The organism is Methylophaga sp. UBA3192 (assembly GCA_002363955.1).
In the GTDB taxonomy this organism is placed as follows: Bacteria; Pseudomonadota; Gammaproteobacteria; order Nitrosococcales; family Methylophagaceae; genus Methylophaga.
In genome coordinates, this window is the sequence record DEXE01000003.1 from 737,073 (window position 1) to 761,871 (window position 24,799).

The 24,799-nt window shown below is 44.1% G+C and carries 18 protein-coding genes and 2 tRNA genes; 8 read left to right on the forward strand and 12 right to left on the reverse strand.

What is annotated here, in order from left to right:
- The first annotated feature begins 43 nt into the window (after positions 1-43).
- Positions 44-1,510 carry a NarK family nitrate/nitrite MFS transporter gene (locus B2337_RS05190; protein WP_292414260.1) on the forward strand — a complete coding sequence of 489 codons (1,467 nt, stop codon included), beginning with the start codon at positions 44-46 and terminating at the stop codon, positions 1,508-1,510.
- A 15-nt stretch (positions 1,511-1,525) separates the two neighbouring features.
- Positions 1,526-3,238, forward strand: coding sequence for a bifunctional protein-serine/threonine kinase/phosphatase (locus tag B2337_RS05195; protein ID WP_292414259.1), 1,713 nt, complete (start codon positions 1,526-1,528; stop codon positions 3,236-3,238).
- 102 nt (positions 3,239-3,340) lie between these two features.
- Here the strand turns inward: B2337_RS05195 and B2337_RS05200 are convergent, their stop codons facing one another.
- From B2337_RS05200 to B2337_RS05210, 3 genes are read right to left on the reverse strand one after another with little or no spacing between them, the layout of a single operon-like run.
- The gene (locus tag B2337_RS05200; protein WP_292414258.1) at positions 3,341-5,281 is read right to left on the reverse strand and encodes a PQQ-dependent sugar dehydrogenase; all 1,941 of its coding nucleotides are present in this window, start codon (positions 5,279-5,281) and stop codon (positions 3,341-3,343) included.
- A gap of 23 nt (positions 5,282-5,304) precedes the next feature.
- Positions 5,305-6,309: a zinc-dependent alcohol dehydrogenase family protein gene (locus B2337_RS05205; RefSeq protein ID WP_292414257.1), complete on the reverse strand. Its 1,005-nt coding sequence runs from the start codon at positions 6,307-6,309 to the stop codon at positions 5,305-5,307.
- 13 nt (positions 6,310-6,322) lie between these two features.
- The gene (locus tag B2337_RS05210) at positions 6,323-6,916 is read right to left on the reverse strand and encodes a TetR/AcrR family transcriptional regulator (RefSeq protein WP_292414256.1); all 594 of its coding nucleotides are present in this window, start codon (positions 6,914-6,916) and stop codon (positions 6,323-6,325) included.
- Between the two features lie 201 nt (positions 6,917-7,117).
- Between B2337_RS05210 and B2337_RS05215 the strand changes: the two genes are divergently transcribed.
- Together B2337_RS05215 and B2337_RS05220 are read left to right on the forward strand one after the other, a co-directional pair.
- Complete coding sequence (locus tag B2337_RS05215) at positions 7,118-8,116, forward strand: catalase family peroxidase (protein ID WP_292414255.1); 999 nt, start codon at positions 7,118-7,120, stop codon at positions 8,114-8,116.
- A 64-nt stretch (positions 8,117-8,180) separates the two neighbouring features.
- Positions 8,181-8,783 (forward strand): cysteine hydrolase family protein, encoded by a 603-nt coding sequence (locus B2337_RS05220; protein ID WP_292414253.1) that lies wholly within the window; start codon positions 8,181-8,183, stop codon positions 8,781-8,783.
- Between the two features lie 46 nt (positions 8,784-8,829).
- On the opposite strand, the gene B2337_RS05225 is transcribed toward B2337_RS05220, so the two are convergent.
- Positions 8,830-9,828 carry a cytochrome-c peroxidase gene (locus B2337_RS05225; protein ID WP_292414252.1) on the reverse strand — a complete coding sequence of 333 codons (999 nt, stop codon included), beginning with the start codon at positions 9,826-9,828 and terminating at the stop codon, positions 8,830-8,832.
- 177 nt (positions 9,829-10,005) lie between these two features.
- Here B2337_RS05225 and B2337_RS05230 point away from each other — a divergent pair, with 177 nt between their 5' ends.
- Positions 10,006-11,757: a pyrroloquinoline quinone-dependent dehydrogenase gene (locus B2337_RS05230; protein WP_292414251.1), complete on the forward strand. Its 1,752-nt coding sequence runs from the start codon at positions 10,006-10,008 to the stop codon at positions 11,755-11,757.
- 79 nt (positions 11,758-11,836) lie between these two features.
- Positions 11,837-13,276 (forward strand): sensor domain-containing diguanylate cyclase, encoded by a 1,440-nt coding sequence (locus B2337_RS05235; protein ID WP_292414250.1) that lies wholly within the window; start codon positions 11,837-11,839, stop codon positions 13,274-13,276.
- Here the strand turns inward: B2337_RS05235 and B2337_RS05240 are convergent, their stop codons facing one another.
- The 6 genes from B2337_RS05240 to B2337_RS05265 all read right to left on the reverse strand — a co-directional run bounded on the left by B2337_RS05240 (position 13,277) and on the right by B2337_RS05265 (position 20,471).
- Positions 13,277-13,705: a group I truncated hemoglobin gene (locus B2337_RS05240; protein WP_292362612.1), complete on the reverse strand. Its 429-nt coding sequence runs from the start codon at positions 13,703-13,705 to the stop codon at positions 13,277-13,279.
- Positions 13,705-14,535 carry a DUF3034 family protein gene (locus tag B2337_RS05245; RefSeq protein ID WP_292362613.1) on the reverse strand — a complete coding sequence of 277 codons (831 nt, stop codon included), beginning with the start codon at positions 14,533-14,535 and terminating at the stop codon, positions 13,705-13,707. Before B2337_RS05245 ends, B2337_RS05240 begins: the two co-directional genes overlap by 1 nt.
- On the reverse strand, positions 14,495-16,846 hold the full coding sequence (locus B2337_RS05250) for a GGDEF domain-containing protein (protein ID WP_292362614.1): 2,352 nt from the start codon (positions 16,844-16,846) through the stop codon (positions 14,495-14,497). Before B2337_RS05250 ends, B2337_RS05245 begins: the two co-directional genes overlap by 41 nt.
- Complete coding sequence (locus B2337_RS05255) at positions 16,827-17,441, reverse strand: methylamine utilization protein (RefSeq protein WP_292362616.1); 615 nt, start codon at positions 17,439-17,441, stop codon at positions 16,827-16,829. Before B2337_RS05255 ends, B2337_RS05250 begins: the two co-directional genes overlap by 20 nt.
- A 90-nt stretch (positions 17,442-17,531) precedes the next feature.
- On the reverse strand, positions 17,532-18,884 hold the full coding sequence (gene gdhA, locus B2337_RS05260; protein WP_292414249.1) for an NADP-specific glutamate dehydrogenase: 1,353 nt from the start codon (positions 18,882-18,884) through the stop codon (positions 17,532-17,534).
- 618 nt (positions 18,885-19,502) lie between these two features.
- Complete coding sequence (locus B2337_RS05265) at positions 19,503-20,471, reverse strand: LysR family transcriptional regulator (RefSeq protein ID WP_292414248.1); 969 nt, start codon at positions 20,469-20,471, stop codon at positions 19,503-19,505.
- Positions 20,472-20,551: 80 nt separating this feature from the next.
- On the opposite strand from B2337_RS05265, the gene B2337_RS05270 reads away from it, so the two are divergent.
- Together B2337_RS05270 and B2337_RS05275 are read left to right on the forward strand one after the other, a co-directional pair.
- On the forward strand, positions 20,552-22,132 hold the full coding sequence (locus B2337_RS05270) for a methyl-accepting chemotaxis protein (protein ID WP_292414247.1): 1,581 nt from the start codon (positions 20,552-20,554) through the stop codon (positions 22,130-22,132).
- 42 nt (positions 22,133-22,174) lie between these two features.
- Positions 22,175-24,247 carry a putative bifunctional diguanylate cyclase/phosphodiesterase gene (locus tag B2337_RS05275; protein ID WP_292362620.1) on the forward strand — a complete coding sequence of 691 codons (2,073 nt, stop codon included), beginning with the start codon at positions 22,175-22,177 and terminating at the stop codon, positions 24,245-24,247.
- A 258-nt stretch (positions 24,248-24,505) separates the two neighbouring features.
- On the opposite strand, the gene B2337_RS05280 is transcribed toward B2337_RS05275, so the two are convergent.
- Positions 24,506-24,581: transfer RNA gene (locus tag B2337_RS05280), tRNA-Thr, on the reverse strand.
- Between the two features lie 123 nt (positions 24,582-24,704).
- Positions 24,705-24,780, reverse strand: a tRNA-His gene (locus B2337_RS05285).
- Positions 24,781-24,799 lie beyond the last annotated feature (19 nt).

Here is a 24,799-nt window from a genome sequence, read left to right on the forward strand (position 1 = left end):
GTCGCTCACCAATGTTGGTCAAACGTTCTGAAGTGAGAACTCGATGTCTGCCTCAAATTTAAAATTTTTATCCTTCAGCGGTAACAGCCGCATCTTACATCTTAGCTGGATGGCCTTTTTTATCAGTTTTGTGGTCTGGTTTAACCATGCACCGCTACTGGTTTCAATTAAAGAAACGCTTGGCCTCACCGACCAGCAAATTAAAACCTTATTAATCCTCAATGTTGCTCTGACTATTCCCGCCCGGATTGTGGTGGGCATGCTGGTCGATAAATATGGCCCCAAAATCATGTATTCATTACTGCTGGGTATTTCCAGCATGTTGTGTTTCTTTTTTGCGATAGCCGACAGCTTTGAGCAAATGGCGCTGGCACGTTTTATGTTGGGTTTTGTCGGCGCTGGTTTTGTTATCGGTATCCGGATGATTTCAGAATGGTTTCCTGCCAAACAGGTCGGTCTGGCAGAGGGCATTTATGGTGGCTGGGGTAACTTCGGATCTGCAGCGGCGGCAATGAGTCTGCCGACCATCGCATTGATGTTTGGTGGTGATGAAGGCTGGCGCTATGCCGTGGCTTTGACCGGTTTTATCGCATTGGTTTATGCGTTTATCTATTACAACAGTGTGTCAGATACACCCAAAGGTTCAACCTATTTCAAACCGAAAAAATCCGGGGCGATGGAGGTCACCAGTAAAGGGGATTTTCTGCTGTTAATTCTGATGACCATTCCGATGTATGGCGCGCTGGGGTTGTTAGCCTGGAAACTGTCACCAAACGGGGTTTCATTACTGACTGAGTCGGTGACCATGTTGATCTATGGTGGACTGGTGTTACTGTTTCTCTATCAGCTTTATCATATCTATCAGGTCAACAAATCCATATTTCACACGCCTGTTCCAGAGATTCACCGTTATAAGTTCAAACAGGTGGCAGTGCTGAATCTGGCGTATCTGGCAACGTTTGGCTCTGAACTGGCGGTCGTATCAATGTTACCTTTATTTTTCAGCGAAACCTTTAATATCACTGTAGTGCAGGCAGGTTTGCTGGCCTCTGGTTTTGCCTTTATGAATCTGGTGTCACGACCTACCGGTGGTTATTTCAGTGATAAATTGGGGCGTAAACTGACGTTGACCATTTGTCTGGCAGGGCTGGCCGTCGGTTATTTTGTGATGGGTCTGATAACGCCGGAATGGTTTATTGTGTTGGCCGTATTGGCGACCATGTGCTGTTCGTTCTTTGTACAGGCAGGTGAGGGGGCGGTATTTGCCGTTGTACCTTTAGTACAACGTCGTTTGACCGGACAAATTGCCGGTATGGCGGGTGCTTATGGTAATGTCGGTGCATTGCTGTTTTTGACGGTATTGTCGGTAGTATCTGCTCAGTTATTTTTCTGGGTCATTGCGGCCACGGCCTTAGTCACCTTAATTGTGGTGCAGTTTATGGATGAGCCGCGCGGCCAGATGGCAGAAGTGTTACCGGATGGCACCGTGCAAATGATTGATGTGCATTAATAACGGGATAAGCTCATGCTGAAAGTCCGTTGTGGGCAATATTCTCAGGCTGGCGTAAAAGCTGAAAATCAGGATGCGATTGGTTTTTATGCCCCGGAGAATGCCTTACTGCTGGAGAGCAAAGGGGCCATCTGCGCGATTGCCGATGGCATCAGCAGCAGTGAGCAGGCACGTGAGGCCAGTCATGCCGCAATAACCGGATTCATTGCCGATTATTTCAGTACGCCGGATACCTGGTCGGTCAAGCAGTCAGGCGGTAAGGTCTTAACGGCGATTAATGTCTGGTTGTGCGGGCAGAGCCATCAGTTTCGGGAAATATCACGGGGCTTTGCGACCACATTTTCTGCGGTGATCATCAAATCGGTGACTGCACATCTGTTCCATGTCGGTGATGCCCGAATCTATCTGTTTCGCAACAATACGCTGGAACAACTGACGCAGGATCACCGCATCAAACTTGATGAAGGTAAAGAATATTTGGGGCGTGCGCTGGGTGTTGATTACGCGCTGGAAATTGATTACAAACATCTCAGTGTCGAGCAAGGCGATGTGTTTGTTTTGATGACTGATGGCGTTTATGAATTTGTTGCTGACAGTGTCATCAAACAGCAGTTGAGCGCAACCGAAGATCCTGAACAATCTGCCAAAATGTTATGTGAACTCGCGTTACAAAATGGCGGCCAGGACAATGTCAGTTGTCAGCTGTTTTGCATTGATGCCCTGGCTGATCCCAAACCGGATGAAGTCTATGCCAAGTTAACGGCGTTACCGTTTCCTCCCGAATTGTATGAAGGTGTCATCCTCGATGGTTATCGGGTATTGCGTGAATTGCATGCCAGTTCGACCAGTCAGTTGTATCTGGCCATTGATACCGAAACCAATCAGAAAGTGGTGTTAAAAACCCCATCCGTCAATTTCGAGGATGATCCGGCGTATCTGGAGCGTTTTCAGCTTGAAGAATGGATCGGCCGTCGAATTGATAACCCGCATGTGGTGAGAATTGTTGAACAGCCGCGTCCACGGCGTTTTTTATATTACGTAATGGAATATATCGCTGGCAAAACCCTGCAACAGAAACTGGATGATGAAGGACCGCTAAGTCTCGGTGAAGTCAGGCAACTGCTACCGCAACTAATTTCCGGACTCAGAGCCTTCCATCGACTGGATATGCTGCACCAGGATCTCAAACCCGGCAATATTATGCTGAGCGATGAAGGTGTGGTAAAAATCATTGATTTTGGCTCCACCCGCATCGCCGGAATTGCCGATGTAGCTTCGCCGATTAAACGCAAAAAATTACTGGGAACCCGGGAATATACGGCACCCGAATATCTGTTGGGTGAACAGGCCGGAGTACAGGCCGATCAGTTTGCCCTGGGATCAATTCTTTATAATCTGCTCAGTGGCCAACTACCTTATGGCAAGCATTTTGAAAAAGCCATTAATCGTCAGCATCTCAGTCGACTGAACTATCAACCGTTAACACAGCTGCAAGCAGAGATCCCGGTATGGGTGGATAAAGCCATTCAAAAATCCGTTCAGCTAAATCCGCAAAGACGCTATGAAGTTTTATCCGAGCTGCAAACAGATCTGACAAAACCTAACCCGGCATTTTTACAAGATGAATATGTCCCGTTGATTGAACGTCATCCGCTGCGGTTCTGGCAAATGCTCACTATTTTAAGTGTGCTGTTTAATCTGATATTGCTTTATCTTTTAGTGGGCTAATCAAATCAGCCTTAAAGCTGGAATTCAAGCTGACCAATCTTTATCAGCCGAGATACAAAAAAGCCGGGAATCATCCCGGCTTTTTGATTGCTTTGATTAAATTTACTTAATCGGCAGGAAATACAATTTTCCAGCTTTCATATCGGGCATCAGAATATGTTTGCCATCTGCTGATAAGGCAATATCGGCAGCGGATTCATATTCATCAGTGATAAGTTGGGGTGTCGCTTTGGGTTCAGCCAATTGCCACACCTGGCCACCTGCCCAGTCACTGATATACAGGAAACCATTGGTATCCCTGACCAGGCCATCCGCCCCGCCGAAGCCGCTGTTTACTTTAGTGGCTTTGCCGTTGGCGATATCCAGCTGGAATAAGTCACCGGTACCAAAGTCGGCTACCAGCATTTTGTTATAGCCATCCATCAGCAGACCATTAGGCCGTTTAATACCGGATTTGGCATTAATGATTTCGCTGACCTCACCTTCGGATGAAATTTGATAAATACCAGCATCTTTGCCGTCATCGTCACCACTGTCAGAGACATAGATATTGCCATGACCATCTATTTCAACATCATTCAGGAACACGGGTTTGCCGGGGAAGCCATCGGCTTTCACCATTATCTCGTGCTGACCGTCGAGACTGATTTTCACCAGTTGATCCACATCGGCGACAAACAGCGTGTTGTTAAACAGGTCGATACCTTTAGGATCATTAAGACCATCAACCAGTGTTTCAGTGCTGCCATCGGTATTTACAACAGTGACTTTGCCATCGCCTGGTTTACCAAATTCGCCGATTTCGGTAACAAATACCCGGCCATCCGGATGTGCGATAGCCGATTCGGGCATCACCAGTCCTTCCACTGTTTTGCTCGAATGAGCTGAGGTTGCGGTGCTGGCTGAGACAGTTTCTTCACCGTAACTGACACGGTAAATCACGCCATTAAAATCATCTGAAACCAGCACTGAACCATCGGGTAACTGCAGCACGTCTGTCGGGCGTCCCCAGGCTTCACCATCGATTAACCAGCCATCAATAAAAGTTTCGTGACCACTGACCTGATTACTATCATCAAAGGTTACACGAACCAATTCATAACCCACTGGCTCGGTACGGTTCCAGGAACCATGCTGGGCAATAATGACATCGCCTTTAAAGTCTTCTGGGAACATGTTGCCGGTATAAAACTTCATGCCCAATGCGGCTGTATGGGCTTGAAACTCGGCTACCGGAAAGGTGACATCTTTCGGCGGAGTTTTGTCTGCCCAGTCTTCGTGGCGTTCTTTACCACCGGCATAATATGGGAAGCCAAAGTGCATGCCTTTTTCGGGAGCGGCATTCAGTTCACCTGGCGGGATATCATCACCCATCATATCGGTATTGTTATCGGTGAAATACAACACGCCAGTGTCCGGCTGGAAATCCATGCCAACTGAGTTACGAATGCCTTCTGCATAGATCTCGGCATCACTGCCATCTGCATTCATCCGGATAATGGTGGCCTCGAAACCTTCGACATCACAGATATTGCAGGGTGCACCAACGGTGACATAAAGCTTACCATCAGGCCCAAAGTCAATATAACGCCAGCCATGATGGGCTTTGTCAGGCAGCTCTTCATATATGACTTCACGCATTTCCTTGAATGGCAAGGTCAGGTCAAAGCCGGGTGCAGCATAACGGGCAATGCGGTTCTGTTCGGCAATATAGAGATTCCCCTGGTGCATAGCGACACCATTGCCGACTTTAAGATCATCAAGAATCGTGACCACTTCATCGGCTTTACGATCCTTATTGCGATCCACAACAGCATAGGCTTTGGGGCCGCGGGTGCCGACAAATACGGTTCCGGTGGATTGGCCGAGAGCCATTTGGCGGGCACCGGGCACTTCGGCATAGACCTCAACTTTAAAGCCCTCTGGTACATTGAGTTTATGCAGATTTTTTTCGACATCTGCGGCACCGGCAAAGCTGCCTGTGCTGATTAGACCAAGCGAGGCAAGGGTTAAGGCACTTACGGTTTTGAGGTTAAACTTCATGGTGTTCCTCCATTGTGAAGATTTCAGATATTCGATGTGGTGACAATAATTTTGCCGACTTGTTGATTGGATTCCATGTATTGATGCGCAGCAACAATGTCATCCAGTGAAAATGTCTTGGCAATAATAGGTTTTAGATGGCCTGCAGCGAGTCCTTTTTCAATAAATTCCACTCCGCGTTGCAAGCGTTTGGCATCCTGGCTGATTTCGAACAGGGTATAGCCGCGAAACGTCAGTCCTTTTCCTAACGCAGCAAACAGCGGGAACGGGGAGCTTTCTGTACTGAGTGCGCCGTAAACGAAAATTTGTGCAAATTGGCCACAGGCATCGGCTAATTCATTCAATGCGGGGCCGGCAACGGGGTCAAACACCATATCTGCACCTTTGCCGCCCGTTATCAGCGTAACCTGCTCAGCGATTTGCTGGGATTCACTGACAATAACGTGTTTGGCGCCATGTTTTAGCAATAGTTCTTTTTTATCCGCGGTACGGGTAATCGCAACCGGGATCGCGCCTGCCTGATTGGCTATCTGGATGGCCGCCAGCCCGACACTGCTTGATGCGGCCGGAATTAACAATGTCTGACCTTCTGTTAGCTGACCAATATCAATTAATGCGCCCCAGGCGGTGAGATATTGCATCCACACTGCTGCAGCTTCTTCATCGGAAATATTGGCAGGTTGCCTGACCAGTGCGTGAATCGGCAACACAGCTTTTTCAGCATAGGTGCCGTATTGGTTCATTGAAAAAGCCGGGATGACATTCACCTTGTCGCCGATTGAAAACTGGCTGACATTTGGCCCCACCTGTTCGATGATGCCAGAAGCTTCATAACCCAGTCGGGCAGGGAGTTGAGGTGTTTCCAGATACTGGCCATTACGAAACATGACTTCAGCGCGATTAAGACCGATGGTGTTAACTTTGACGAGCACTTCATCGGCTTGCGGAGCCGCCAAATCCATTTCATCCAATTGTAAAACCTCTGGTCCACCCGTTTGGTGGAAACGAGCAACTTTGCTCATGCTCATATAAAAATCTCCATTAATTCTGTGGTTTTGTTAATACGTGTTGAAATAAGGTATCGATGAATGCTTGAAGCGGAGCGGTGCTGGAATGCATTTTGGCGCGAAGAACGGCACCTTGCCATCCGGATAACAGAAACTCTGCAAACTGTTCTGTATTGGTATTCCGGGGCAATTCACCACAATCAATTGCGGCCTGCAGGCAAACGATGAATTGTTGTTTCCAACCTTCAAAGACCTGATCAAGGCGGAGTCTGAACGTTTCATTCTGGCTGGATAATTCCTGGCCGAGCGTGCCAATCAGGCAACCACGTTTGCATTTTCCTTCGCGGATTGTGTCCAGACCGTTTTCCAGATAATCACGAATACGTTGTAGTGGTTGGACGTTTTCATTGGACAGAAAGGCATCAATTTTTTCGGCATAATCCAAAGCGAACTCATCAATCACCGCCAGCCCGAAATCTTCTTTACTGGCGAAATAATAATAAAAAGAGCCCTTGGGTACACCAGCCGTTTTCAACACCGTATTTAATCCGGTGGGATTAAAACCATGGCTTCCCAGCACTTCAGTGCCAACCTGACTTAACAATTTTTTTGTTTCTGTGCGTGTCATAATTAGACCAGTCGTCTAGTAAATTTCTGATCATAATAGACCGGTCGTCTAGTAAACGCAAACCATCACAAAATAATCCGTTTTGTGTTGCTGTTCTGATTAAATCAGCATGAACTAAATTTCATATAAAAAGCTCATAAAGGTTTAAGCTGGGTTTTTGTTTCAGAATTCAGCAAGCAAATAACAACAAGGAGATCGTAAATGGGCACTAAAACATTCAAATATCTGCCATTGGCATTGTTGCTAGGGATGGCTATCAATCCTGTTATGGCCGAGGAAAGAGAGAAGTCGACAGTCGAAAAAATTGTTGATGTGCAACATGATTTATTTAATGGGCCGCGTGAGGGTTTACGTTCTAATCACACGAAAGGTGTCGTGCTAACCGGTGAGTTTCATCCCGCTGAGTCCGCACGTCAAATTACTTCTGCAGCCCATTTACAAAAGGATCCATCACCTGTAGTTGTGCGTTTTTCCAATGCGACAGGTTTTCCGGATATCGCTGACAACGATCCTAAGGGACTGGCAAAAGGCATGGCGATGCGGATTGATCTGGGAGACGAGGAATACACCGATATGGTACTCAGTTCAGTGCCACGTTTTCCCGTGGCGACTCCTGAAGCCTTTCTGGAAATGCTCACGGCAGTAAGAGATTCTGCTACTTCAGATGCTGAAACCAAACCTATCCAGCAGTTTTTAGCTGATAACCCCAAAGCCAAACATTTTGTGGACTATCCCAAGCCACTTCCGGCCAGTTTTGCCAACCTTTCCTATCACGGCATAAATGCGTTTAAATTTACCAATACTGAAGGTGAGTCGGTTTATGGTCGCTATATAGTAATGCCACTGGATGGTGTTAAAACGCTGGAAAAAGCTGATGCCGAAGCACAAAACGCAAATTACCTGATGAATGAGATTCGTGAGCGATTACCACAGCAAGCTGCTAAGTTTCGCTTATCAGTGCAACTCGCTGAGGACGGTGATGAAGTAAACGATGCGACTGTAGTCTGGCCAGATGATCGTCAGGTGGTCGAGTTAGGTACTATCGTGATCGAGGCGGCGATGGCGGATGCTGCAGCTTATGAAAAAGCGACTATGTTCAATCCCTTGGCCTTGCCGGAAGGTATAGAGCCTTCAGCGGACCCGATTTTACTGGCCAGACCCGGTGCGTATGCGGTCAGCTTTCAACATCGTATGGATTAATCATTATTCAGAGCTGGCTAAAATTGCAAAAACGCACCCATTAAAACATTCAAAGAGGATTGTTATGACACAAGCATCACAAACGTTAAGAGAGATCGTAGGCTTAGGACATCAACCCGCCAAACTGAGTGATTCGGCGTTAATTATGATCGATTGTCAGAATACCTATCGAACCGGTGTTATGCAGCTGACCGGGGTGGAAAAAGCCATTGTTGAGGCTAAAGCGTTACTGGAGCGTGCAAGAGCACTGAATATTCCTGTTATTCATATACAACACGATGGCGGTGTTGGCTCACCCTACGATTTAACGACAGAGCTGGGACAGATATCCAACGAAGTTGCCCCCAGAGATGGGGAATACGTTATTACTAAAAACTTTCCCAATTCATTTATACAGACGGAACTGGATGAGCGGCTAAAATCATTGAACATTGAGAATATTGTGTTGGCCGGTTTTATGACGCATATGTGCGTCAATTCCACAGCACATGGTGGTTTTAATCTGGGCTATAAACCGACGGTCGTGGCCAGTGCCACGGCCACACGCCCACTGCAGGCTGCACATGGTAAGGTTATATCGGCTGAACTGGTTCAGGATGGTGCCATAGCATCAACCCGGGATTTATATGCCGCTGTGGTAGATAGCATTGCTGATTTGCCAGATTAAGCGATACTAAAAAGCCCGGTAGTGGATTTAACTACCGGGCTTTGTATTAGTTTTCAAAAGGGACTGGAACGGGGGTATTCGCTGTGGAAGGCGGCAATTGCGGAATGGCAAATTGCGGCTGATCGCCCGTCAGGGTTTTCAAAAATGCAGTGATATTTTTGATGTCCTGTTCTTTCAGTTCCTGACCTAACTGTAATCTGGCCATGACATCCACAGCATCTTCCAGTTTCCAATATGCACCATCATGGAAGTAGGGATAGGTCAGCTCGACGTTGCGTAAGGTGGGCACTTTAAATGAAAAACGGTCGGCATCTTTTCCGGTGACAGCAATACGACCTTCTGCAGGATTTTCGGTCTGGTAGGGCTCCATGATCCCCATCCTCTGGAATGAACTGCCTCCTACGGCTTCACCGTTATGACAGGCCACACAGCCGATTTGTTTGAACTTTTGATAACCGGCAATTTCCGTATCAGTTAACGCATTGTCGTTACCTTTAAGCCACAAATCAAAACGTGAATTGGGGGTAACCAGTGTTTCTTCAAAGGCGGCAATAGCATTGGTGACTTGATCCAGAGTAATGTCATCACTGCCATAAATTTTATTGAACTCAGCCACATATTGTGGAATCGAACGCAATACATCGATGGCCAGAGAGTGACTGAAAGCCATTTCCATGGGATTGGCAATGGGACCAGCAGCCTGTTCCTGTAAATCGGCTGCACGACCGTCCCAGAATTGTGCGAGATTCATACTCGAATTGAGTACGGTAGGAGAGTTAATCGGGCCTTGCTGCCAATTATGTCCAATCGAAGTTGGAAGATTATCACTACCACCCATACTGAGGTTGTGGCATGAATTGCAGGAAATAAAACCGGAACGTGACAGTCTGGGGTCAAAAAAAAGTTTTTTCCCGAGTTCAACTTTATCCGGTTCGGTAATAATAAATGTCTGGATGGGTTTGATTGGTTCATTTGCCAGACGATCAGCCATAACAGGAGATATATTCAGCATGCTGAACAGTCCCACTAACAGTATTTTATGCATCCCGCACCTCTATCCACCAATTATTGATAGTTTGATTGTAGGTGGAGCAATAATTTGCTGTAGGGTAAACGGGCACAGAATTGATCTGGATCAATAGATCCATCAATCATGATGAGGCATATCAGTTCGTTATTAATTGCTATCATGACAAAAAAATAATTATAGAGAGAAAAGAAAATGCGTTTAAAAGACTTCATCTGGATGGGAGGGTTGCTGGCGGGTATTTCCTTTCCGTTATTAGCTGCAGAACATGAATGGCCGGTCTATGGTGGAAATGATCTGCACCAGCGTCATAGCAAGTTGGTACAAATAAATAAAAGTAATGTGACGGGCCTGGTCGAAGCATGGGAGTTTGATACAGGTATCAACGATACCTTTCAGGCAACACCGGTAGTGCAGGATGGCGTAATGTACGTTTCCCTGCCATTCAATGACGTGGTCGCACTGGATGCAGGCAATGGAAAGCAGTTATGGCGTTATCAGCATGATCTGGACAAGGATTATCCTATTTGCTGCGGATCGGCTAATCGTGGGGTGGCCGTTGCCAATGGCATGGTATTTACCGGCACCATTGATGCGAGATTAATCGCTCTGGACGCTAAAACCGGTAAAAAACGTTGGGATCATCAGGTAATAGGGGAAAACACGGGTATCAGGGAAGATGTCAGCAAACTGGATGATACTGAGCTTGGTAGTGTTTCAGGGACCTCAGGTGCGGGTATTAATATGGCACCAATGATCTATCAGGATACTGTCATTATCGGCATCACGGGGGTCGGTTATGGGTTGCATCTGGATGCTACAGACTCTGACTCACCCTTGGGCACGGTTGTGGGTATTGCCGGAAAATTTGGTCGTCGTGGTTTTATGGCTGGCTATGATATTCATACCGGTGAGCAGAAGTGGCAGTTTGACACCATTAAATCAGAGAACTGGGAAGGAAACTTCGTTACCAAAACGGCTGATGGCATTGAATTACCTCGTGATATTGCCAAAGAAAAAGCGGCGATGAAAGAACATGCTGATGCCTGGCGTTATGGAGGGGCCTCGGCCTGGAGTACTCCGGTTATTGATCCCTATACCGGGATTCTGCATTTTGGTACAGGCAATCCTTCGCCACAAATGGAAGGCTCTTCGAGGCCCGGAGATAATCTCTACAGCAGCTCATTACTGGCACTTGATGCGAAGAGTGGTGATTACAGGTGGCATTATCAACAGGTGCCGCATGATAGCTGGGGCTATGATGTCGCCAGTCCACCGGTATTATTTGATATTACGATTAAAGGACAGCCTGTTCCGGCGATTGGTCAGGCAGGAAAAACCGGCTGGTTTTATGTGCATGACAGACGTAACGGTAAGTTTCTCTATAAAAGCGACGCTTTTGTCCCGCAGAAAAATATGTTTTCACTGCCCAGTGCAGAGGGCACTATTATTTATCCCGGCGTAATGGGCGGTGCGAACTGGTCACCTGTATCAGTGGATGCCCGCAGACGCCTGGTGTTTATTGCCGGTATTCACTGGCCGGTGGAATATAAACTACATCAACAAGCGGCGGCAGAGGGTAAGGAAGCCGTGCGTTACTCTTCAATGTCGCCATTAAACACCCCGGAAAAACACGGTTTATTGACAGCAATTGATTTAGATGACGGCAAAATTGTCTGGCAGGTTAAAACTGAAAATCCATTGATTGGTGGGGTATTAAGTACCGCCAGTGGCTTAGTGTTTACCGGTGAAGGCAGTGGTGAACTTATGGCTTTTGATGCTGATTCCGGGGACAAACGCTGGAGTGCTAAAACCGAAGCAGGCGTCAATGCGCCGCCTATTAGCTACAGTATTGATGGCAAGCAACATATTGCTGTCGCAGTAGGTGGTAACCGCTTATTTGGTTTTAAAACCGGACAGAAAATCAAGGTCTGGCGTTTACCCTGAATTGATACCTGTTTCACTATTGTCACCATATCTCTCAATAAGATTTTTATAGATGAATACATTTGGAAACTTTGAATAGATGAATGGTATCAAGGCCAGGGTGATCCTGCTTTGTACCAGCCTGATTTTATTAACGGCCTTCACTATGCAGCTCAGTCATGGTTGGTTTATTCATCAGCATAATCAACGGCAGATTCATGAGCAGGTTGCCAATGCCTCGCATTTCCTGCATCAATACATTGATAGTCGTGAAACCAGCTTGCGTTATTCAACTGAAATAATAATTCAGGATTTCGGCTTCCGGGAAGCCCTTGCTACCAAAGATTTACCGACAATCAGCAGTATGCTCACGAATCATGCTCAGCGGATCCAGGCTGACCTGATGCTGTTAGTTGATAATGAAGGAAAGCTGGTTGCAGCGAATGAACTGAATTTTCCGTTAACGGAACTGGTTAATCTCAATTGGTCTGCATTGCAAAAAGTTTCTGGTCAGGGTCAGTTTGCAGAGATCAATAACCGTTTATATCGTTTGTTCAGTCTGCCGGTAAAAGCGCCTCATCAAATCGCAATGGCGTTTATTGCGTTTGAAGTGACCATTCCTCTGCTCGAGACATTAAAGGTTAAGACAGGGCTGGATATTATTTTTCAGTCCTCTCAGTCGGAGTTGTTTTTAACGACATTAACCATAGATAAAACTGAATTTGAAGAATACTTACTAAAAGATACTTCGCCGAATCTATGGTGGAAAAGGTCGCAATATTTATTGGAGCAGTCGTTCCTGCAAAGCCCGTTGGATCAGCAAATTGAATTGTTTTTACTGGCAGATTTATCAGTTTTTTACCGGGTTTTGGACCGGTTAAATTACTCGTTACTGGCATTAACATTTTGTATCGTATTATTGGCAGTGATTCTGAGTACACTGCTGGCCCGTCGATTGGCAAATCCATTGTCCAGCCTTTATCAGGATCTTACTTATCGGGCAACGCATGACCATTTAACTAAACTGTTAAATCGACATGCTGCTATTGAACGTATTTCTGAAGAGCTGATACGTTCCTCGCGCAGTGACAAAATCTACTGTGTGGCTCTGTGTGATATTGATAACTTCAAAAAAATAAATGATACCTATGGTCATGCCGTGGGTGATGAGGTGTTACGCCGGTTTGCATCCCGTTTAAAAACCACATTACGTCATTACGATGTGCTGGGGCGGTTTGGTGGCGAAGAATTTTTAATTGCCTTGCAATTAAAGCCTGATGAAGCAACGGCATCTTTTGAACGTTTGAGAACAATTATCGACTCGGCACCGATTGTCGGTGGTTCACACTTAATTCCGGTTACGATGAGTTGTGGGGTGTGTTTATTGTGGCCGGAGGAGGCCGTGCCGCCGATAGATGTGATTTTGCAGGCTGCCGATACGGCTTTATATAAAGCAAAAGATCATGGCCGTAATCAGGTTATATTTACGCATGTTCCACAGTTTCCAATGGTCGAAGCAGCCATTGAAGATGAAGTGTAATTAAAGATAGATAATTTCTTTGCGTAATGGCGCGAGTCGGGCAATCAGCTGATTTTGAATACGGTGTGGAATGCCTTCAGTGTCCATGGCATTAATTAATAAATCCACCATATGGTTAAAGTCTTTTTCATTGATATTCATACCGGTATGAATATCCACCATGTTATCGCCGGTGTATTTGCATGGACCATCGCTGATTGCACAAAAATGCTCTATCAGGTTTTCCTTAAAACGACTGACACTGGCTTCAGCGAAATAATGAAATATTTGCTTGTCTTGTCCAATCTCCTGCACCAGGTTTTCCACGATATTCTCAATGCCAGACTCTCCACCTAACTTTTTGTATAACGTGGTATCTGGAGGGCTGGCACAAGCTGATATCATCAAACAAAGTGCGACGAGAACGCTATATCGATATTTTAATGACATCAAAAGTAACCTGTAACAGAAAAATACGGGCCTTTTTGGTTTTTTGCTCCGGCGATTTCACCTAAGTCCAGCCAGGCGGCAGTTACGCTGATAACCTTATTGGGAAACCAGGCGATAAAGACATTAGACCAATCATCTTCTTTTAAACCCAGATTATCGGGTTTTTGACGGTATTCAACGCCTAACGCTAAATGTCGGCTGAATAATATTGCAGTGGAGGCTTCCCAAAAAACTTCACGCTGATTATCTCGCCCAGCATTACCGAAACCTAACAATCCAGTTTGATTGGCTTCTGTGGAGCGGGCAGTGATATTCCATAGCCAGTTATAACCAGCTATCGCGCCAAGATGCAGCTTACTTGCCGACAGATAGATATCGGTACCGGAATCTTCATCAGCGCCTAACAGATACGCCACAGTCGGATCATCAAGTTTTTTATGCTGCATGCCCAGACTGATTTGCGGGAAACGACTGTAGACAATATCGCCATAAAGTCGTGCTTTAATGCCCAGGACGCGTTGCTTGATATTCAGATTTAAGGTATCAACATGAAATTTCTGTTTGGCGACAGAAAATTCAACGCGATCATAAAAAGACGCTTGAGCACCACAGACATGCAAGTCGTAATGATCAACATTGGCACCACTACAGAATACGTTGGCAGCAATTTCATCACGGCTGCCATATCCGGCCAACTGTGCCCATGGAACAAAACCACCCCCGGCAGAACCTTCAATTGTGGAAATTCCGGGGGTGGCAATTAATTTGCCATCAGCAGCATAGAGCTGACTAGTGAGTGTTAATGTCAGCAGGAACAGAATAAGTGGCATTATTTTCACCTAACCAAGCGACAAGATCATTGGCATCTCGTGGTTTACTAATTAAATATCCCTGCACGCTATCGCAATCCATTTGTGTTAATAATTCATAACTGGCGCTGTTTTCAACGCCTTCAGCGACCACTTTCAGGCCGAGAGAGTGTGCCAGAAAAATAGTTGAGGAGACAATTTTCTGATCGGTATGTGATGTATCCAGATTTCTGATGAAACTCATATCCAGTTTCAGTTCATCGACTGGCAGAATTTTCAGTTTGGACAAAGAAGACTGACCAATTCCGTAGTCATCAACAGCAATTTTATAGCCCGCTTTTTTAAGACTTTTAAGTACCTCAATACCTAATGCTTCGTCATACATGATATCGCGTTCAGTAATCTCAATGGTGACCAAGTCTGGCGGTATATTGTATAAACCGAATTGGGAATGCAGGAAGCGGCAAAATTCTGGATGTGCCAGATCTTCAGCCGAAACATTGATAGCGGCTTTGAGGTGTAACCCCATATCACGCCAGATGGCCAGTTGCTTTAGTGTTTGCTCGATGACCCAGTGACTGAGCTCAACAATCAGACCAGATTGCTCGGCGAGACCAATAAATTTATCCGGTGCGATGCGTCCTAGCCCCGGACGATGCCAGCGGATCAGTGTTTCAACCGTGTCAATTCTGCCATTGCTGAGTTCAACTTTTGGCTGGAAATTCAAGAATAATTCATTATTGCCGGGTTGTTTGAGTAAAGTTTGCAATGCTTCGATAATCGATAACTCTTCAAGATGTTCTTCATCTTCGCCCGGGGTATACACATGAATGGATGTGCGATTGATACGAGCATGATCCGCTGCAATCCTGACCCGGCGCAGCATGGTTTTGCTGTCAGTACCATCCGCAGGATAACAGCAAACACCAGCATAAAACTGAGCCGTCAAACTGATATTACTGATCTGAAAAGTCTGGGCCAGACTGTCCAGTAAAGATTCAACAATTTGCTTTGGACTTTGGCCTGGCATTAACTGGATCACTGATAAAAACTCGATACCTTCCAGTCGGGCATTGGTTTTATTTCCCGAGGTTTTGAACTGATTAAGGCGAGTTGCCAGTGCGTTGAGAAAAGCATCAGCGACTTCCGGTCCCAGTCGATCATTGATTTGCCTGAAATTTTGAATATACATCGCTACCACAATACACTGACTGTAGTCACGCATAATCGTGGTAAGCGTGCTGCGCATCGTGTGAATATTAAATAAACCGGTCAGGACATCATGTCGGGCTTGCCAGGTGACAACTTGTTCACGTTGTTTTATCTCTTCCCCCATATGGCGAAAAGCGACTGTTAAATCACGGACTTCACTGCTGGAGCGGCCTGGATCACGCCAGGCATCGTAATTCCCTTTGGCAAACTGGTGAGCAATTTCAACCAGTCGGGCTAAAGGTGTGGTCAGTTTGTGCGCGATGATCATACTGATAATAATGGCTGCCACTACTACCAGTAAAACAGTGAGCATGAGCTGTTTTGCCAGATCATCATATTGCTTATAGATCGGTCTTAAATCCGTGGTTAGCAGTATGCTGACAGGGTTTACGCTACTGGTGGCCGGTAACACTTCTGAATTGATAAAGGTTGGTCTTTGCAGCCCAAGCCATCTGCTTTGCATGGCATTCATCTTAGCAGCGAAATCTTCATCAGAATCAAGGCTATCCAGAGTGGAATAAACCGGCTGGTCGTTTTTAAGCAGGGTGATCTCCAGATCGGTAAGATGCTTCAGTTCATTCAGTGTGGTTTGATTCAACTCGAAACCAAGCAGACTAAACGCTATTGTTCTGGGGGCCATCACGGGCAACAGGATTAATTCATAGATTCGATCATTCAGCATCACAATATGTGCGACACCCGGTTTTTCCATCAGATCTTCCACTATCTGCCGTAGTAAGGTCTGATCGTAATGATTTGAACGACTGCTGGAAATCAACTGACCTGATAAATCGGTCAGTAACATTAAATCAGCTTTAATACGTGCGCCATGATTAGCCAGTACGCTGGCGATTGTATCGCTGTCACTGGATGCCACAGCCTGCTTAAAACCGAAATCTGCTGTCAGTACTCTCGCTGAATTCACCAGATTGTTTTCGTTGGAACGTATGTATTGACGCAGAATATTTTCTGCCTTGATGGTGTTCTGCTGTATCTGATGCTGATTAAACTTATTTGCAGACCACCAGGATATCGACTGAATAACCAGCGTCGACACCAGTATCAGTGAGAGGGCAAATAACAGAATTTGCGTGCGTAATTTAGTGATGCCCAGCCGCACCGAATGTATCCTCAAATGACTCGCGTGGGGGAGGAGGCGTCAACTCCAGCTGGATAATATATTCTCCCGGAGTATTTTGAATTAACGGATCTATTTCAACGGTTTTCCGGCTTTCGGCACCATTAGTTGTATATGGGTGCCATATACTTATCAGTGGCTTTGGTGCTGTTGTGTTAATAAAGGCGATGCCCTGCTCGGATGAGGTAACAACCGTTTCATGCTGGGCAACATAAATATAGCCGATCATGGCGTCATGAATATTGCAGCCGACCACAACTATGCCGGGGCTTTCAAAGAGTATTGGCTTTTCGGGTTTGTCCGCATAAAGCTTGAGTTCAAATGTTTTAGCTTTGGAAAATGAGTAAACGTGATGACGGATATTGTCACTGTTAGGAAAATCAACAGTCTCTCCCTGCTGAATAATAATCTGTTCAGGAACAAAGGTTTTATCTATCTGATCCATGACGGTTACAGAATCTGGTTCACCATGACTTTCAGAGGAACTAAGCACTTCAATTATGGCGTTGGGGACAGCCTGTTGATTCTGATCAATTATTTTTAACGTAATTGCATCAGCCCGTGCAGCCAGTGTCATTGATGTGAACAATATGCTCACAGAGAACAAATAAATGAGTCTCAAATTTAAACCCCATAGGTCTTATGTTAAGAACTGATTACAAGAACCTTATACCAGTCCCTGTTCGAGCATGGCATCCGCGACTTTGCGAAATCCGGCAATGTTGGCGCCAAACACTAGATTACATGGTTGATGAAACTCTATGGCTGTTTCTGCACAGCGTTGATAGATACCTTGCATAATCACCTGTAGTCGTTTGTCCACTTCAGCAAATGACCATTGGGTCATACTGGCATTTTGTGCCATTTCAAGCTGGCTGGTGGCGACACCACCGGCATTGGCTGCTTTAGCTGGAGCATAATGAATTCCGGCGGCGATGATTTCTGCCTGTGCATCAGCGGTACAAGGCATATTGGCACCTTCAACAATACAGGTAATGCCATTCTGACAGAGCGCTTTAGCATCTGCCGCCGAGACTTCATTCTGAGTAGCGCATGGAAAAGCGGCATCTGCTTTTAATCGCCATACGGCATGGCCATCTTTTGGATATTCTTTTATTGGAATAAATTGAGCATCCGGGTGAGATTCCAGATAGTTGATTAATGAAGTTCGTTGTGTTTCTTTTAATTCCCTGAGTAGAATCAGATCAATACCTTTCTCATGATAAATCGTCCCGGTACTATCAGAGCAGCTAACCGGCAATGCGCCACATTGATATAGCTTTTCGATGGTATGTATGGCTACATTTCCCGCTCCGGATACCAGACATCTTTTACCATCCAGAGTGTCATCGTTAGCTTGCAACATATTTTCAGTGAAGTAGACCAGACCATAGCCCGTTGCTTCAGGACGTACCAGTGATCCACCCCAGTTGAGCGACTTGCCGGTCAGTACACCTTCAAAATGACGATTCAAACGTTTGTATTGGCCAAAAAGATAGCCGATTTCGCGTTTTCCGACCCCAATATCACCTGCAGGGACATCAATGGTCGCACCGATATGACGATGTAATTCGGTCATATAGGCCTGACAGAAACGCATGATTTCGTTATTTGAGCGGTTTTTAGGATCAAAGTCCGAACCGCCTTTACCACCACCAAGCGATAGACCTGTCAAAGCATTTTTAAAGATCTGCTCAAACCCCAGAAATTTAACCGTGCTGGCATTTACCGAAGGATGAAAACGGATTCCGCCTTTATAGGGTCCGAGTGTAGAGCTGAATTGGACGCGATAACCCTTGTTGACCTGCACGTTACCTTCATCATCCTGCCAGACGACCCTGAACATGATCTGACGTTCCGGTTCGACAATACGTTCAATGATATTTTGTTGCAGATAGATCGGGTTTTTGTCGAGTAAGGGGCGAATAGACTGCAGGATTTCTTCGGTGGCCTGATAAAACTCGGGCTGACTTGGGCTGCTTCGTTGCAGCTTTTTCATCGTCGTCTCAATATAAGACATTCATACCTCTGTGTTTGGGGTTAGTGCTCAGTTATGGTGATAATTTAACAGAAGCAGCCAAGCTTTTCAGACTTGGTAAGGTGTCAAAGGTTCGTAATGTCGTAATGGATGGATAGTTTACAGATACAAACTAAATTTTTTATCAGCAACCTTTATCAATCTTGATGGCATCTTCAGTCGTCTCTTAGGTACAAGTTTTATGAATTAATCTACCAATTCATTATTTTTTCATGTAGATAAATAACAATGCATATCAAACTCACAGTGTTGAACCACAGGTTACACTTTCGCACTAAGTAATCGTTAAGTAGTAGATACCTGAAGTTGACTTATAAAATATGATCATATTACTCCAGGTAAATATTTATTTTAAGAATATAGGGTTAAATATAAAGATCGCATTTTTCTGAAGTAATGCTGGATCAGTTAATGAGGTTTAAAGATAAAATATTTCTATATTTTTAACTAAAAAATACGGCTGGTTTACGGTTTATTAAAATATATTAATTTAAAATATTTTTCTTATATTGGTTTTTTCTGTATTGAAATAGTAAATAATTCCCCAGCTTAAAAATATAAGAAAACTTGATTTCTAATCTGATTGGCTGGGGGGTGAATCTAAATACTGTTCTGAGCAGACAATGATTTTTCTGAATAATTATTATTGAAAGTATTTTGAAAATAGTTATCAGAAATTAAATTTTCAAAAACCATATGCCAATCTTCCATGGATAAATTGTTGGATATGAAGCTAAACTCAATTTCAGGCCCTGGTTGAACAAGCGGCTTATAACGTGTCCCTTTCATACAAAGTCCCGCCATAGATTCTGCTATGAAAGCAACACCTGTGCCCGCAGCAACAAATCCAAATATAGCATTACAGCTATCAGCCTCTATTATAGCGTTCGGGGAGAACTGGGCAGCCATGCAGCATTCAAGTATATGGTCATATAAGCTGGGGTTCTGGGGCTTTGGAAAGAGGATTAATGTTTCATATTGAAGTAGTTCGATCGGTATTTCATTTAGTGAGTTAAAAGGGTGGTTGTCCGGTATCATCAGCCCCATTTGTTCAGGGCGTATGTTTATAGTCAGAAGGGTTTCGTGCTTCGGTTGAGCCATAATGAAGGCACAATGGATGTTATTGTTAAGTACTTTATCAATCAGTTCTGTCGTATTCCCTTCAGAGAATATCAATTCATAGTTTTCCAGTTTATCTGTGATTTCGCGTATCATTTCAGGTAAAAAACTGCTCATTGCAGCACATGTATAACCTAATTTTAATTTTTTCTTTTTTGTTAATGAAGTGAGTGACTCTGTTATTCCATTCAGGCTTTCAAAAACTATTGGTAATTTATTTTTTAGCTCTTCACCTTCAGGAGTTAATTTAACAGTGTTATTTTCTCTGATAAAAAGTTGGCATTTTAATGCTTCTTCAAGTTGTGATATTTTTCGAGAAATTGCAGGCTGAGATATAAACAGATTTTCTGCTGCTTTGCTGAAACTTTTTTCTTTCGCTATTTCAAGAAAAGCTCTTAGTTGTTTCAGGTCATAATTGAACTGATAGCTTTTTGTTATACGTTGATTCATTTTTGGTATTAGACCTTTTGTTTAAAGAAAATATAGCCTTGGAGGGCGCTTAATTCTGTTTTAAATGCCAAGGCTATAAAATGAAGATTAATGAACCGGTTACGCAAGTTGAAGAATCTTATAAAAGTGATGCAAATATACTTACCACTACAAATAGTAAGGGAATTATTACCTATGTCAATCGGGATTTTGTCGATATAAGCGGTTTTACTGAAGAGGAGCTGGTTGGTAAAAGCCATAATGTAGTAAGACATCCCGATATGCCCCCTGCAGCCTTTGCTGCTTTGTGGGAAAAGGTAAAATCCGATAAATCGTGGATGGGGATGGTCAAAAACCGTTGCAAAAATGGTAACCACTACTGGGTTGACGCTTATGTCACTCCGATAATGAAAGATGACGGAACACGTGAATATCAATCAATAAGAAGAAAACCCCGAAGAGAAAATGTTGATCGTGCCTCCAGACTCTATGAAAAACTCCGTAAAGGCAAAAAAGTTGCAGAGCTTAAAAACTCCATTTCAATAATCTTCAAAATAACGGTATTGATATTTTTGCTGATGATGATCCAGGTTATTTCAAGTCTGTTTTTTCAGAGTTGGCTATCAATTACTATTATTTCGCTGGTCTGCATCACTATTGCCGTTGGCGGGGTATATATCCTGCTAAGCCCCTTAAAAAGCATTGTTTCCAACGCGCGGAAAATCATAAATGATCCTGTGGCAAGGTATATTTACAGTGGGCGGCGCGATGAACTGGGCGATATTGCGCTGGCCATGAAGTTTCTGGAATCGGAAACAGCTGGATTAATCGGTCGTGTTGCCGACAGTGCAGCAACCATGGGCTCAAACACTTCTACATTAGGTGGTGCGATCAAGGCTTCCAAAGGTTATGCAGAACAGCAGTTTAATGAAACGGAACAGGTCGCTGCAGCAATAAATGAAATGTCGGCAAGTATCCAGGAAGTTTCACGCAATGCCCAGAGCAGTACATTAATTGCCAACAAAGGTGTGGAGGAAGTCGAAACAGGCAAAAAGGTTGTGCAAATAAGTGTCGACCTGATGCAGACATTGCGTGCAGGAGTAGAGCAGGCTGCCGATACTATTAAAGCTTTGGAAAAGAGTAGTAATGATATCGCTATTGTTCTCGACGTCATTAATGATATTTCGGAGCAAACCAACTTGCTTGCATTAAATGCGGCAATTGAAGCTGCCAGAGCAGGGGATGCCGGGCGTGGATTTGCCGTAGTCGCTGATGAGGTTCGCTCTCTTGCCAGTCGTACACGCAGTTCAACAGAAGAAATTCGTGTAATGGTGGAGAATCTTCAAAATAATTCAGCGACAGCTGTTAAAGCAATGAATGATGGTTTGAAACAGGCAGAAACCTGCGTGGGTCACAATCAGGATACCGTCAATTCCTTTGCCAACATTTTAGATGTCATTCAGCAAATTAATGATATGACCATGCAGATAGCATCTGCCGTAGAACAGCAAAGTGCCGTTGCTGAAGAAATCAGTAAAAGCATTCACAACATCAGAGATTCATCAGGGAATAATGTGAAGGAAGCAGATAACACGGTTTCAATAAGTACACATATGTTGTCATTAGCAACAAACTTTGAATCACTGGCTGCTCAATTCTGGGCAAAACAAACTAATTCATAACTATCATTAATAACGGGGTAAGAAAATAGTCCGGAGTCCATTATGTTCGATCTGAAAAATCAAGGGTTTCTCTTGATGCAACTGTTTCAAAAAGCCCAGGAAGGAATGATTATTACGGATGAAAAAGCACGTATTCTTGCTTGCAATGAAGCGTTTTGCCAGATTAGTGGTTTTAGCGAACAGGAATTAATTGGACAAAATCCCAGCATACTCAGCTCAGGACGGCAGGACAAAGATTTTTACACGAACATGTGGCTCACTATTGAAGAAACCGGCTTTTGGGAAGGTGAGGTATGGAACAGGAAAAAAGATGGTTCTTTCTATGCTGAATTGCTGAGTGTTAATAAAGTCAGTGTTCCTGGTACTGATAATGTCCACTATCTGGGGATGATGTCTGACATAACAAAAATGAAAGAGCATCATGCAAGCCTTGAAAAGTTAGCCCACTATGACGCTTTGACCAGTTTACCCAACAGAAACTTGCTGGAAGATCGCTTTAATCAGGCTGTTGCCAAAGCAAATCGAAATCATGAAATGTTGGCGGTTTGTTTCCTGGATCTGGATGATTTTAAACCGGTCAACGATACTTATGGACATCATGTTGGCGATTTGCTGCTAATAGAACTGGCTGAAAGAATAAAATCCCAGCTGAGAAAAGAAGACACTGTATCCAGGTATGGCGGGGACGAATTTGTCATTTTGCTGAGCGAAATTCACAGTCGGGCTGATTGTGACGCGATACTTCAAAAACTTTTGCATGCTGTCAGTCAGCCATATCAGCTTGTTGAAGGACGTCAAATAACCATCGGGGCCTCGATTGGTTACACCCTTTATCCTTTTGACAAAGGATCTTTGGGGTCATTAATAGAGCATGCTGATCAAACCTTATATCAGATTAAAAATGCAGGTAAATCGGCTTTTTTAATGTATGGTGACACGGAAAAGGTTAAGGAAATTTCGAAAGGTTCGTATAGTCACGCGGCCATATTTTCAGCGATAGATGATGAACAGATGCGTTTGTTTTTCCAGCCGAAAATTGATATGACCTCTGGCGACATTGTTGGGTTTGAAGCGCTTGTTCGCTGGCAGCACCCATCAAAAGGTCTTTTATCTCCGATTGAGTTTCTGCCCTCTATAAATGAGTCTGAAGTGGAAGTTCGTTTAGGCCACTACGTTATAAGAGAGGCTTTAAAATGTCTGGCGAATTGGCATAGCTACGGTTTAAAACTTCGTGTCAGTGTTAATCTTTCTGCATATCATCTTGCAAGAAATTCATTTATAAAAAATCTTGAAGTTATTTGTAATGAGTTTCCAGACCTTGATTTGAGCTACTTTCAAATTGAAATACTGGAGAGCCATGCTTTGGATGAGTTATCCTCAATTCAGACAGTTATCTCGGAATGTGAAAAAAAGTTTAATATTTCGATGGCTCTTGATGACTTTGGTACTGGATATTCATCCCTGAGCCATATTCGAACGCTCTCTATAAAAACAATCAAAATAGATCAATCTTTTGTCCGAAATATGCTTAATGATGCTGATGATTATAAGATTGTTGAGAGTGTCATTTCGCTTGCGAACTCCTTTAATATCGAAGTGATTGCGGAGGGGGTAGAGTCGCTCAAACATGCTCAGATCCTTTTGTGCATGGGATGTAAGATCGCTCAAGGTTATGCTATTGCCAGACCTATGCCATCAGAGAGTGTGCTGGATTGGGCATGCAACTTTTATATGCCAGAAGTCATTGTTATTGAGAACAGGAAAAATGATTGTTTAAGAACTTCTCAATTAAGATTGTTTATGCATTTTCTTGAAATAGAAGTTGAATTTTTGAAAAGTAATATCAAGTCTAAAACCAGTAGCAATTTCCCCTTAATTTCATTGACACATAGCCATTGTGGATTTTGGTTAAAAAAAGCTAAGAGCATTCAGTTTATTGAAGAACTCCATGTGGAACAGTTGGAAAACCAATATTCAAAACTGTTGAAATTTATTTCCAATATCCATGTTTTATATCAATGTGGTGACAGGCAATCGGCACAGATTGCGTTTCAAGATATAGAAGAAGAATATAAAACTCTGATCGAGGCAGTAAATAATTTACGAAACAGATAAATTTCTTCGGGTATGCTTTGGCAGCCTAACAAGCCCTGGAGTGCGGCAGCTGAATAATTTTCAGCGGCAGATGGCAGAAAATTAACCATCTGTTCCGGATAGTTTATTCGCTAAAAGGATTAAAGAAACAGAAAAATGGTTTGGCACGTGGAAAAATCTTTTTGGATTAGCTTTTAAGATGAGAGAGTAAAATCCAGCAAAATTTCCGGAGCAAAAAAAAGCCTCAGAAGCGATGCTTATGAGGCTTTTTTTAATATATGGAGCCGGAGATAGGACTTGAACCTACGACCCACTGATTACAAATCAGTTGCTCTACCAACTGAGCTACACCGGCAACAAGAGGCGCATTATACAAACAGTCCGTGTGGCGTGCAAGCCTGAATCACGTGTTAAATAAAATGCTGAATCGATTATTTACTTACATTCGTATGAAGGTAAACAGGCGATTTCAATAAAGTGGGGTGAGTGATGGGGCTCGAACCCACGACCACCGGAATCACAATCCGGGGCTCTACCAACTGAGCTACACTCACCACAGAAATCTATTCAGAA